Origin of the sequence: Pseudorhodoplanes sp. (assembly GCF_035565795.1) — a bacterium.
GTDB lineage: Bacteria > Pseudomonadota > Alphaproteobacteria > Rhizobiales > Xanthobacteraceae > Pseudorhodoplanes.
On record NZ_DATMRV010000269.1, the window covers coordinates 18620 to 31077 of the forward strand.

Sequence of the window (12458 nt, forward strand, 5' to 3'; positions counted from 1 at the left end):
CGCACCTCAGGGTGACGGATCACACAAAGAGGACCGTTGACCGATGGCCATTTCCTGGTTCTGCCAGTGGGACGCGAAAGAAGGGACAAAGCCCGTCCTCGATGAGCATGACCATCAGGGGCTGGTGGCGCTGATCCGTGGCTGCCCGCGGCTGGTCGAAGGCCATGTCATGACGCCGGTCCACGCGCACGACCCGCATTACGCGGCGGAACTGCACACGTCTCCGGCGCTCGTCCTTCAGCTGGAGTTCGCGGAGATTGCCGATCTCGAACACGCGCTAAAGCCGCACGGCTATCTGCAGGCGCTGGCGCATCACGATATTTTGCCGAGCCTTGCAGACGCGACGGCGAGCCATCATGCCATGCTGACGCGGCGCTATCCGGTGGCGCAGCGGGCTGCTGACGATGCGCAAGATTTGCTGAGCTACCTCGTCGAATACGAGGGGCCGGCGAAGGACGAGAATGCCTGGCATCTGTTCTACGTGACCGGGCATCCACCGCTGCTCGCGAAATTCCCCGGCATCCGCAAGATCGAGATCTACACGCCGGCGGTCCTTATTTCGGCCCTGCCGTTTGCCGTGCGCCGCACGATGCAGCGAAACAAGACGGTGTGGGACAATGCCGACGCGATGAACGCCGCGATGGCAAGCCCGGTGCGCGCGGCCTTGCGCAAGGACTTCCAAAATTTCCCGGAATTCGAGGGCGCGGCGGCGCATTATCCTTTCCGCACCGTCTCGGTTCGAGGCGAAGCCTAAGCCGGGAGGTTAACCTTAAGGCTTTGTGACCGCGCGGGCAGCAAGACAAAATGAACATATGTCCGTGCAAATGGATACACTGCCTGGAACAAGAACGACCAAGAACTGCAGGCGGCAAACAGAGTGGATATGGCGCGGCGCGTAACGCCGCTGCCTGTTGGAGTTGAGTGATGTCTGGCAATCCGTTGCGTCACCGGATCGGGCAGCGTGAGCCGATTGGCCTGTTCTGGATGACGCTGGGCTCGGCGGCCGTTCTCGAAATTGCGGCGCAGGCAAAGCCCGATGCAGTGGTCATCGATGCGCAGCACGGGCTGTGGGACCGGGCTTCCCTTGAAGAGTCGGTTGGCGTTGTCGCGAAGTCCGCGCCGGTGCTGGTGCGGGTTGCGGAGAATTCGCCGCTCGCCATCGGCCAGGCTCTGGATGCGGGCGCGGAAGGCGTCATCGTTCCCCTGATCGAGACGGATGCAGAGGCGGCGGCCGCCGTCGCGGCTGCGCGCTTTCCGCCGGAAGGGACGCGTTCGGGCGGTGGTGTTCGTCCGCTCTCCCGCGACTTCGGGCAATATTATCTCGACTCGATCCGCCGCACCGTGGTGGGCGTGATGATCGAAACCGTACGCGGCGTCCGCAATGCCGCGGCGATTGCGAATACGCCGGGCGTCGATTTCGTACTGATCGGGACCGGCGATCTTGCGATCTCGCTCGGCGGTTTTCCGCATGTCGATGCGCGGCACGGCGAAGCGTGCAAGGCCGTGCTCGAGGCGTGCAGGTCCGCGGGTGTCGCCTGCGGAATTTTCACGATCAACGTCGAGGGCGCCATCGCGCGCCGGAGCGAAGGCTATCCGATTGTCGTTGTCGGCAACGACATCGACATTGTCGCGAGCGGCTTCAACCGCGCGATGAAAGCATTCACGGGCAAGGGCGGCGAAACCTCCAAGCAAGCCGCCAGGGCCTCAACTGCCCCGGTCGGCTATCTTGCCAAACACGAAGAGGATGACGACGTGTCGGACCTTCTGCTGAAATTTGCCTCCTACATCGCGGACGGGCGCATTCGCGTCGTCGACCTGAGCCAGACGCTGAAGCCGTCGACGCCGGTGATCCAGCTTCCGCCGCCATTCGCGCCCTCCGATCCGTTCCGGATTTCGGAGATCTCGCGCTACGATGAGCGCGGGCCGGCCTGGTACTGGAACAACATCGCCTGCGGCGAGCATACCGGCACGCATTTCGATGCACCGGCGCATTGGGTCACCGGCCAGCATTACGCCGACGGCTATACCGACACGGTGTCGGTGCAGCGCTTCATCGCGCCCGCGGTCGTGATCGACTGCAGCAAGGAAGCCGCCGCCGACGAGAAATTCCTGATCGAGCCCGCGTTCATCGAAGCGTGGGAGGCCAAGCACGGCCGCATCCCGGACGGCGCCTGGGTGCTGATGCGCACAGACTGGTCGAAGCGCGAAGATCCCGCGAAATTCCTCAACATGAAGGAAGACGGGCCGCATGTGCCGGGACCGTCCGCCGCAGCGGTGCGCTTCCTCGTGCAGCAGCGCAACGTCAACGGCTGGGGCGTAGAAGCGGTCGGCACGGATGCGGGGCAAGCCTTTGCCTTCGAGCCGGCATTCCCGGCGCATCATCTGATGCATGGCGCGAACAAGTTCGGCCTCGCCAGCCTGTGCAATCTCGACCAGCTGCCGCCGACCGGTGCGATCCTGGTGACGGCTCCGCTGAAGATCGAGAAGGGCTCGGGCAGCCCGCTGCGCGTGCTGGCGCTGATACCGGCTTAAAGCTCTTAAGAGAGCGGGACGCTTGTGTTTTGCCCTCTCCCTCAAGGGGAGAGGGCCAATGCGGCTCGCACAGGCGTGCGCGGAAACGACCGGAAAGGCCTATTGAATCTCGATCCGCGCCTTGCTGACGACATCGCGCCAGCCCTCGGTCTCGCGCGCGATGCGCTTGCCCAGATCGTCGGCGCCATCGGCCGCGACTTCGACGCCAGCGGCCTTGAGCTTGTCTCGCACGTCGGGCGACTTTAGCGACTCGATGACCGCCTTTTCCAGATCCGCGCGGATATTGGCGGGGACCGATTTCGCGGTCAGGACCGCAAACCAGGCCGGTGCGTCAAAACCCGGATAGCCCATTTCCGCAATGGTCGGCACATCGGGAAGCAGCGACGAGCGCTCGGCCGTGGTGACAGCCAGCGCGCGCAGGTTGCCGGATTGGATCTGCGGCAGGACGGAAGGCAGATTGTCGAACATCATCTGTACGCGGCCGCCGAGCAGATCCTGCACTGCCGGGGACGAGCCCTTGTAGGGTACGTGACGATAATCGATGCCGGCGCGCAGCCGGAATTGTTCGGCGATCAGGTGACCGTTCGAGCCGACGCCCTGCGACGCGAACAGCAGTTCGCCGGGCTTCTCCTTGGCGAGCGCGACAAGCTCTTTCAGGTCCTTCGCCGGCACTGACGGATTGACGACAAGAACGTTGGTCACCTGGCCGGTACGGGCGATCGGCGCGAGGTCGCGCCCCACGTCATAGCTGAGCGACTTGTAGAAGATCGGGTTCAGCGTCAGCGCGCTGGACGCAACCGCGAGCAGGGTGTGGCCGTCCGGCTCGGCGCGCACGACCTGATTGACACCGAGGCCGCCATTCGCACCCGGCCGGTTCTCGACCACGACGTTCTGGCCGAAGCGCTCCGACAGCTTCTGGGCGAGAACACGCGCAATGATATCGCTTGTGCCGCCGGCCTGATACGGCGAGACGATGGTCACGCCGCGCGAGGGGAATGTCTGCGCCTGCGCCGTGGTGACGAGGCCAGATAGTGCGAGCGCGAGAGCAAGTGTACGGATCATGAGTGCAGTCCCTCTCAATCGCCGGCGGTATCGACGCGCGGCGAGGCCTTCAGCTCGATCAGCACATTGCGGTATTGCCAGTCGCTGACATTGAGCAATTCGTGCGGGATGCCGGGCTCGCGCCACAGCACGCCGCCGACGGTTTCGCTGGTTTCCTTTTCGCGTCCATCCTCGAAATACATGATGTTCTGGCCCTCGGTCATTGGCACGATGATGTAGGGCAGGTCGTGCTTGTGCCAGCGCTGGCGTTCGCCGGGGTCGAGCTTGACGCTCCAGATGCGGACGAACTCGTTCTCGAACAGGATCTTGTCGCCGATCGGGCCGAGCGTGTCGCCGCGCGGTGAGGGACCTTTCATCATGCCTTCTCCTTGATCAGTCGCTCGGGATTATCGCAGAAAATGCGTTTGCGGCGCGCCGGATCGAGCGCCGCCATCTGCTGATGCGGCTCGATAACGCCCATCGGGAACGGCCAGTCCGAGCCGAACACGACCTGCGTTTCGCCGAAGACCTGTTCGGAGAGTGTCAGCGCGTCCGGGTCATGGACGATGCAGTCGACACACACGTTGCGGAACATCCTGCGCGGCGAGGGGGCCGTCGTGGGGATGCCGGGCCGCGCGGTGGCGAAGCCGCGCTCGAAACGCCCGGCCAGCATCGGCAGCACGCCGCCGCCATGCGCGAAGCAGAAGGTGATGCCGGGAAAGCGCTCAAACACGCGGCCGAAGGTAAGGTGACTGATCGCAACCGCGGTTTCGTACGGGTTGCCGAGAAGGTTCGAGAGATAGAAAGCGGTCAGCCGCCCGTCCGCACATTCGCCGGGGTGGAAGAATACGAATGCCTTGGCATTATTAAGTGCGCGCCAGAGCGGCTCGTAGGACGCATCCGAGAGGACCTGTTCGCCATGGCCGCCGGATGGCGCGCCGAAGCGGCGATGGCCTTTGCCGATCCACTCCGCCGCGACATCGAGCGCGATCTCGGGCGACTGCAGCGGCAGATGGGGCAGGGGCGACAGCTTGCCGGGATAGGCGTCCGCGATGCGCTTCAGACCATTATTGGCGTATGTCACCCAGGTACGCGCAGCGTCGCCCTGCAGATGCGCGCGATAGAGCGGCGGCGGGATCGAGATCCAGGTCTGCGCGACATTGTTGCGTTCCATCCACGCGACGAGCGCCGGCGGATCGAACAGCGGCTTCATGCCGAGGCCATGCCCGTCGACGGTGAGGACGCCGGATACCCCGTCCCAACTCACGCCGCCGAGAGCGGCGAGTTCATCGGGAAAGACCGGAGCCAGATGTGCGTGGACATCGAGGCTGATGCGTTCGAAGGCGTCAGGCATCGGCCTTCTCTTTTTGCGGGGAGGGGCGCGTGATCTTGCGATAAAGCTCCTCGACAAGTCCCTCGCGCATCGGTGCGATCGCGGCGATATGGTCGTCCGGCCGCACCAGCATCACGGTGTCGGGCGCGCAACCGGCACGCTCGCGGAACTTGTCGCCGACATCGAACAGCGAACGATCCCGCAAACCGGAATCGAGCGGCGCGTCGCGTCGCGACACGATCAGGTGTTTCAGGCCGGGCGTGTCGGCGGGAATGACGGGGCGGCTGCGCACGTCGGTAAAATACAGCGCGACGAAGGAGTCATCGATCAGGTCGTGCAGCCGCACGGCGCGGCCAAAGCCGTCATGCAGCACCATGTCGGGCACGCGCTCACCGACCCGCAGCGGGCCAGATTCGGTGCGCACCATCGACCAGTCGCCGGACTGATCCACGTCGAGACGCACGCCGAGCATGGTGCGGGTCAGTGCATTGGCCCAGGCGCCGCCCGACATGGCGCGGATCGCGTCATTCTGGCCGAGCATGTATTTGCGCGCGGCTTCCGCCATCTCGCCGGAGCCATGCGCGGCCACCGGACGCTGCTCGCGCGCATAGCCGTCGAGCAGGGACGGATCGGCGAGGCCGCGCGCGACCCATGCCAGACGCCAGGGCAGATTGACCGCGTCCAGGATGCCGGTGTTGAGGCCGAGCGCCCACATCGGAGTGATGAGATGCGCGGCGTCGCCCATCAGGAAGACGCGGCCGCGTCGCCACTCGGTCGCGACGCGGTGGTGGATGCGGTAGATGATGGTGTTGATGATCTCCATGTCCTGCACCGGCCCGATGAAGCGCAGGATCTTCTCGCGGAATTCCTCGCGCGTCGGCTCGGGACGGTTGGCGGGCAGGGGGAACAGGAAGCGCCAGCAATGCGGCTGGCGGACCAGGATCATCCATTCGGTCGGATCGGCGAAATAGGCGAGATACGGGTAGTCGCGCGGATTCTGGACGTCGAGGTCGACCTTCACGTCGACGAGGATCGTCAGCACGTCGAGTGACTCGCCTTCGACCGGAATGCCGAGCTGGCTCCGGATGAAGCTGCGGCCGCCGTCGCAGGCGAGGAGATACGAGCCTTCGATCTCGCGAGGACCCTGCGGTGTGTCGAAGGTCGCGACGACGCCATCGTCGGTCGCCCGGAAGTCCGTCAGCTTGTGCTGCAGATGAACAGAGCCGGGATGCTTCTCGCTCAGCGAGCGATGCAGGATCGGTTCAAGATGATGCTGCGGCATGTTGATGACGAAGGGATAGCGCGTCTCGTCCGCAAGGAGATCGGCGCGAACGGAAGGCCGCGCCGTGCCGGTCGCGCGCTCGACGTCGCCGATCTCGTCAACGCGCAGCGCATTCGCGAGCACCTGGTCGGCGACGCCATAGCGGCGGAAGGCTTCCAGCGTACGGGTCAGGATGGTGCCAGCCTTGGTGTCGCTCGAGAGGGTGGCGTCTTCCTCGAACAGCTGGAAGGGCAGGCCGTAAAAGCTCAGTCCGAGCGCCGTGGTTAGTCCGACCGGTCCTGCGCCCGCAATGATCACGGGCTTCATGTTCACGTTCGGTTTGGTCTTGTTACTCACGCGTCCTCCGCGGGATAGGCAAAGTCGCGTGAAATGACGGATGCGGTCATCGACGCGGCGTCGGACAGAAGGAACATCAGCGGGCCGACGACATCATCCGGGGTGCCGACGCCGATAGAGTTTTTCCAGCGTTCGTGGTCGGCGCCCTGATTGGCGGCCCGATATTGCGGGGTGTCGATCACGCCGGGTGCGATCAGGTTGACCTTCACGCGATGCCGCGCAACCTCCTTGGCTGCGCTCTTCACGAAGGCGATCAGCGCGCCCTTGGTTGCGGCGTAGGCGGATGCGAGCGGCCAGCCCTGATGGGCGAGGCCTGACGAAAATGCGATAACACTGCCGCGGCGACGTTCGATCATACCCCTGATGGCAGCCTGATAGCACCAGACCACTCCGTCGAGATTGACCTGGATCACACGGCGCCACTCTTCCGGCGGCGTATCCTGAATGAGATTGCGCGGCTGAATCGCAGCCGCGCACACTAGGCCGTCGATCCGGCCATGGCTCTTCTCGATCTCGGCAAAGGTCGCCATCACCGCGTCACGATTGCCGACATCGAGTTTGCGTGCCGCGATCAGCGCGTTGGAGGCTTCCGCCGCGGCCATCGCCTTTTCGTCGACATCGCAGATCACGACGCGCGCCCCGGCTTTCACAACGGCATCGGCAAGCGCCCGGCCAATGCCGTTGGCGCCGCCGGTGATGACGATGACGTCTCCGTCCGCTTCGAAGCGCGCTTTCATGGGATCACCCGTTAGGCAGGACTGCGATCGCGTTGATCTCGATCAGATAATCCGGCGAGGTGAACTTGTTCACTTCGACCATGGTCGAGGCGGGGGCGATCCCCTTGAAATATTCACGCCGCACTTTGTGGATGACGTCGAAATGCTCCATGTTGCGGACATAGACATCGACGCGGACGATATCGTCGATCGTGCCGCCGGCTTCCTCGACCGCCGCCTTGACGTTCTCGCAGACCTGCCGGGTCTGTTCCTCGACGTTGCCGATACCCGCGATCGAGCCATCGGCGCGCCGCGCGGTCATGCCGGAAATGAAGACGAGGGTGCCTTTCGCGGCGATCGACGTCGCGTGCGAGAAATGCCCGTTCGGCTGGCGAAGCTTGGACGATGTGATCTGTTTTTTCATTGTTGGTTCCTCTTCAGAGTGAGTGTTCGATATCGATTCCGGCGCGGCGGCCTGCTTCGACGAGGCCATTCAGCGTCTGACGGCTGAGCGTGCAGCGGCCGGCATTGGCTTCGCGGGTGCCATGGGCCAGTTCGCCTGGCGCATAGACCCGCACCGTTCCCGGTGCGCGCCTGGATGCGCTGACGCGCTGCGCCTGTTCGTTGACACGCTGCGGGAATGCGGCGCCATCCGGAAATGGCGCTGTATCGATGGCGATGAACAGCTGGCTGCAGCGATAAGGCTCGGTCGCATCGCCATAGAGCGGCCTGACTTCCGAGCCGATGGCGCCGCCGGACAGACCGCCGCACAGGAGATCAATAATGAAGGCGAGGCCAAAGCCCTTCGGACCGGCCGCCGGCGCCAGCATGCCCTTGATCGCTTCGTTGGGATCGGTGGTCGGCTGGCCATCCGCTGCCATCGCCCAATCGGCGGGGATGCTCTGACCCGCCGCGGCGGCAAGCCTGATCTTTCCCATCGCGGTGGCGCTCAGCGCCATGTCCACCTCGACAGGAAAGTCTCCCGCGCTTGGCAGGGCGATTGCGACCGGGTTGTTGCCCGTAATCGCTTCGGCGCCACCGGGCGCCGGCATCAGCGGACGGGTGTTGGACATCACGATGCCAACGCAACCCTGTTCGGCAATCAGGCGCGCATAGCGTCCGGCGGTGCCGAAGTGGAAGGCATTGCGCACCGCGACGACTGCCGTGCCGGCATTCTTCGCGCGCTCGGTTGCAATCTTCGCGGCCTGATGCGCGGTGAGCTGGCCGAGCGCGTTGTCCGCGTCGATCACGATCGAGGTGCGGACATCGCTCACGATGTCCCCCTCGCTGCGCTTCGACACAGAGCCGTTCAGGATGCGGTCGACATACATCGGCATGAGCATCACGCCGTGCGAACTGACCCCTTCGAGCTCGGCCAGAACCAGATCGTTCGCGACGATATCGGCATCCGCTTTGGCGATCCCGAGCGCCACGAAGATGCGTGCGACCACGTCCGTGAGCCGCTTCGCATCGACGCGAACGCGATCGGGAATGGCGCCGGAGGCAGCAGACATCAGCGCGCGTCCTCGTCGTTGGTGTACCAGGACGGACGGATCGGATAGTGCGGGCCATCATAGACCTCCACCACGATCGTCTCTTCGTGCGCGATGGCCGGGCCGTGCACATTGCCCTTCGGATTCCAGTAGAAGCAGCCGGCCGTCAGCGTGACGCCGGTGCTGGTGTATTCATATTTGCCCTGCAGGCAGAACATGAACTGGTTCGAGGCGTGGCTGTGCGGGGCGGGAATGCCGGCGCCTTTCTCGAAGCGGATCAGCGCAATCGACGCACCGGTTTCCTCGTTGCGCCACAGCATCTTTTCCGAAACGCCTTTCAGCGACTTGTCGCGCCACGGCAAGTCATTGGCTTGCAGCAGCACTTCATCGAGGCTTGGCATCGCGCCTTCGCCAAGCTTCGGAATCCCGGAATAAGCCGTCATAGTCTAGCTCCCTGACCTTCAGTCTCGTTATTTCAGATGCAACGGGCCGCGCCCGAGCGCGGCATCCTGTGCACGCATCAGGCGCGTACGCAGGCTTTCGATATGGGCGCGAACCGCTTCAGCGGCGGCATCTGCGTCGCGCCGCGCGATCGCATCGGCGATCGCGGTGTGCTGCTTGATGGTCGCCTTGTCATCGAGCGTCTGCCACAGATGCAGGTACCAGTAGCGGATCGAGCGCTCATGCAGCGAACGGGCGAAATCGCTCAGCACCGGGTTCTCGGCGAGCTCGGCGAACTTGCGATGGAAGGCACGGTCCGCGCCGATGAAGCTGTCGAGTTCAGGCGACTTGGTACCGCTCCCCCCGACGCGCGCCAGCGCTTTCAGCTCTTCGATATCCTTCGCCGTTGCGCGCTCCGCGGCGTTGCGCGCGAGCTCGGCTTCGACGGTGGCGCGGGAATCGAGAATCTTCAGAATCTCCGGGATGCTGCCCGGCTGCACGATCACGCCCTTGCGTGGCATGACTTCGACGAGCCCTTCGTGCTGCAGGCGCTGCAACGCCTGATGCACGGGCGTGCGGCCCATATTGAGAAGGCTGCACAGCGCGTTTTCGTTGAGATACTGGCCGGGCAGGAAGTACAATTTCAGGATCTTTTCCTTGATCGCCTCGAACGCCATGTCGGCGAGCGAGGATTTCCGCGGCGCGCGCGATGCCGTCTTGCGTGGAGCTGCCCGCGTCCCGGATTTTGCTTTCTTCTTCGCGGTCTTCTTCGCCATGGCTCAATGCCTTTGCGGCGCCGGCGGCAGCCAGGGGGCGGCCAGCCGCTCCGCCAGCTCAACCAGCAGATAGACGAACATGCCGAGGAAAGAGAGCGCGAACAGGGCGGCGAATGCGAGCGGCGAGTCGAGTTGCGAGGTCGCGCTGAGCAGGAGGAAGCCGAGGCCTTCGCTCGACCCCACAAACTCGCCGATCACCGCACCGATGACGGCAAGCGTGATCGCGACCTTGGCGCCGGTGAAGACAAACGGCAGGGCGGCCGGCAGCTGAACCTTCAGGAACACCTGCATCGGGGTGGCGCGCAGCGAGCGGGCCAATTCCAGCAATTCGCGCGGCGTCGAACGCAGGCCCGCGACGGTGTCTACGATGATCGGGAAGAACGCGACGAGCCACACGATTGCGAGCTTGGATTCCATTCCGGTGCCAAGCCACACCAGGATGATCGGGGCGAGCGCAACCTTCGGCACCGACTGAAGTCCGATCAGCAGCGGATAGAACATCAGGTTCAGCGCGCGGGAATTGGCGACCGCGACCGCCATCGGGATGCCGATGACAAGCGCGAGGATGAAGCCGTAAAGCGTCTCCTTCAGCGTGACCCAGCCTTCCGACAGGATCAGGTCGAAGCGCGCGATGAACGCGTGCAGCACCTTGTCGGGCGTCGGCAGCACCACGGTCGGGATGTTGCCGTAGACGCACATAAATGCCCACAGGGCGATCAGGAATACCGTGCCGATCAGCGGATAGCCGATTTGCGAAGCGATGCGGTTCATCAGGCGGCGGTCTCGGTTGCGGGAACGACGCCGAGTGCAACGCTGGCCTGCCGTTCGGCCTGCGTGAAGGCGGGGGTGAAACGGATCTGCTGATTGCGCGGGTAGGGCAGGCTGACCGGAATTTCGGTCGCAACGCGCGCGGGCCGTCGGCTGAATACGATGACTTTGTCGGCGAGATAGATCGCCTCCGAGATCGAGTGCGTCACGAACAGAACCGTCGCGCCGGTTTCCTTTCGGATCCGGAGCAGAAGATCGTTCATCTCCAGCCGGGTCAGCTCGTCGAGCGCGCCGAACGGCTCATCCATCAGCAGAAGCTTCGGTTCGTGGATCAGTGCACGGCACAGCGCGACACGCTGCTGCATGCCCCCGGACAATTGGTGCGGCCGCGCCTGCAGGAAGTCGGATAGGCCGACCAGTTTGAGGAGATGTGTGGCACGCTCGCGCGCTGCGCGATCGCTGTGCTTGAGGATCTCCATCGGGAACAGCACGTTGTCGATCACCGAACGCCACGGCATCAGGCTCGGCTGCTGGAACACGAAGCCGTAATCACCGAGGGGTTCGGTCACTTCTCGGCCGCCGATCATGACCGAGCCGGATGTCTTCTGGATCAGCCCCGCCACGATGCGCAGAAGCGTGGTCTTGCCGCAGCCGCTCGGGCCGAGCAGGGCGATCAGCTGGCCTTCATCGAAGTCGAAATTGGCGTCGTCGAGGGCAACCACGGGTTCGGCCGAGCGCGACGTCAGCTCACCGGCCGAAAACACCTTCCTCACATTCCTGATCGTGCCAAAGGCCATCAGCGGGAATACCTGCAATGTCCGATCCCCGGCCGCGCGGGCCCGGATCTTGCTTTTGCGTTGAGGCGCTCGACCGCGCCCTGTTTTCGCACAAGGCGCAGAGGCCGCTTGTGCATATCTGGTGAAATATCTTATGATATTTGAAGTGTCAATTTTGGCGCTGGGCCGGAGGCGAGAAGGAGTGCAGCAATGTTGAAAAGAGTCATAGTGGCTGCGATTGCAGCGTGTCTTTCGGCGCCGGCGGCGCAAGCGCAGACGACCGACGTGAAGTTCATTCTCGACTTCATCAGCCTCGGCCGTCATGCGCCCTGGTACGTCGCGCTCGGCAAAGGCTATTTCAAGGATGAGGGACTGAACGTCACCATCCTGCCGTCGAAGGGCACTGCGGATGCGATCCGCACGGTTGCGACCGGAGGCGCCGAGCTTGGCTTCATCGACATTCCGAGCCTTGTGGCGGCCGGCGGCGCCGGCTCGGTGATCAAGATCGTGGCAGCGAATTACCAGAAGCCGCCTTACTGCATCTTCAGTCTCAATCCCGGCGCCAATATCGACACCGCCGCGAAGTTGAAAGGCATTGAACTCGGCTCCAGCTCGGCGTCATTTCTGCCGAAAATCTGGCAGGCGGTGATGGAGATGAACGGCGTCGATTCCAAGACGATGAAGATCGTCAACATCGACGCTCCGGCGCGCGTGCCGATGCTGGCCGCCCGCAAGGTGGCGTCGATCGACCTGTTCATCATGAGCGAGCCGGCGATCAAGCGCGCGGTGCCGGATGCGAAGCCGGTCTGCCTGTTCGCGGGCGATCTCGGACTTGAGATCTATGCGAACTCGATCGGCGTGCACGAGGACTACCTCAAGAAGAACCCCGACGTGGTGAAGAAGTTCGTGCGTGCAGCCCTGCGCGGCTGGAAGGACACCTTCGACAATCCGAAGGAAGCGGCGC

The 12458-nt window shown here is 63.9% G+C and carries 14 protein-coding genes; 3 read left to right on the forward strand and 11 right to left on the reverse strand.

Going from position 1 to position 12458, the window contains the following annotated elements:
* Positions 1-43 precede the first annotated feature (43 nt).
* On the forward strand, positions 44-754 hold the full coding sequence (locus tag VNZ93_RS24215) for a hypothetical protein (protein ID WP_325711586.1): 711 nt from the start codon (positions 44-46) through the stop codon (positions 752-754).
* Between the two features lie 170 nt (positions 755-924).
* Complete coding sequence (locus tag VNZ93_RS24220) at positions 925-2532, forward strand: aldolase/citrate lyase family protein (RefSeq protein ID WP_325711589.1); 1608 nt, start codon at positions 925-927, stop codon at positions 2530-2532.
* A gap of 99 nt (positions 2533-2631) precedes the next feature.
* Here VNZ93_RS24220 and VNZ93_RS24225 read toward each other — a convergent pair whose 3' ends face one another.
* Genes VNZ93_RS24225 through VNZ93_RS24275 form a run of 11 tightly spaced genes read right to left on the reverse strand, consistent with a single transcriptional unit; the run spans position 2632 to position 11533 of the window.
* Complete coding sequence (locus VNZ93_RS24225) at positions 2632-3594, reverse strand: tripartite tricarboxylate transporter substrate binding protein (protein ID WP_325711592.1); 963 nt, start codon at positions 3592-3594, stop codon at positions 2632-2634.
* Positions 3595-3608: 14 nt separating this feature from the next.
* Complete coding sequence (locus tag VNZ93_RS24230) at positions 3609-3953, reverse strand: AraC family ligand binding domain-containing protein (RefSeq protein WP_325711595.1); 345 nt, start codon at positions 3951-3953, stop codon at positions 3609-3611.
* A complete protein-coding gene (locus VNZ93_RS24235) occupies positions 3950-4927 on the reverse strand; it encodes an amidohydrolase family protein (protein WP_325711597.1) in 978 nt (325 codons plus the stop codon). Before VNZ93_RS24235 ends, VNZ93_RS24230 begins: the two co-directional genes overlap by 4 nt.
* Entirely contained in the window at positions 4920-6524 is a 1605-nt protein-coding gene (locus VNZ93_RS24240; protein WP_325711600.1) for an FAD-dependent monooxygenase, read from the reverse strand. Before VNZ93_RS24240 ends, VNZ93_RS24235 begins: the two co-directional genes overlap by 8 nt.
* Positions 6521-7261: an SDR family oxidoreductase gene (locus VNZ93_RS24245; protein ID WP_325711603.1), complete on the reverse strand. Its 741-nt coding sequence runs from the start codon at positions 7259-7261 to the stop codon at positions 6521-6523. Before VNZ93_RS24245 ends, VNZ93_RS24240 begins: the two co-directional genes overlap by 4 nt.
* Before the next feature lie 4 nt (positions 7262-7265).
* On the reverse strand, positions 7266-7664 hold the full coding sequence (locus VNZ93_RS24250) for a RidA family protein (protein WP_325711605.1): 399 nt from the start codon (positions 7662-7664) through the stop codon (positions 7266-7268).
* Positions 7665-7677: 13 nt separating this feature from the next.
* Positions 7678-8754 carry an Ldh family oxidoreductase gene (locus VNZ93_RS24255; RefSeq protein ID WP_325711608.1) on the reverse strand — a complete coding sequence of 359 codons (1077 nt, stop codon included), beginning with the start codon at positions 8752-8754 and terminating at the stop codon, positions 7678-7680.
* Entirely contained in the window at positions 8754-9176 is a 423-nt protein-coding gene (locus VNZ93_RS24260) for a cupin domain-containing protein (protein WP_325711611.1), read from the reverse strand. Before VNZ93_RS24260 ends, VNZ93_RS24255 begins: the two co-directional genes overlap by 1 nt.
* A 27-nt stretch (positions 9177-9203) precedes the next feature.
* The gene (locus VNZ93_RS24265; protein ID WP_325711613.1) at positions 9204-9950 is read right to left on the reverse strand and encodes a GntR family transcriptional regulator; all 747 of its coding nucleotides are present in this window, start codon (positions 9948-9950) and stop codon (positions 9204-9206) included.
* Between the two features lie 3 nt (positions 9951-9953).
* A complete protein-coding gene (locus tag VNZ93_RS24270; RefSeq protein ID WP_325711616.1) occupies positions 9954-10721 on the reverse strand; it encodes an ABC transporter permease in 768 nt (255 codons plus the stop codon).
* Positions 10721-11533 (reverse strand): ABC transporter ATP-binding protein, encoded by an 813-nt coding sequence (locus VNZ93_RS24275; RefSeq protein WP_325711619.1) that lies wholly within the window; start codon positions 11531-11533, stop codon positions 10721-10723. Before VNZ93_RS24275 ends, VNZ93_RS24270 begins: the two co-directional genes overlap by 1 nt.
* 171 nt (positions 11534-11704) lie before the next feature.
* Here VNZ93_RS24275 and VNZ93_RS24280 point away from each other — a divergent pair.
* A partial coding sequence (locus VNZ93_RS24280) for an ABC transporter substrate-binding protein (RefSeq protein ID WP_325711622.1) occupies positions 11705-12458 on the forward strand: 754 nt, incomplete at its 3' end.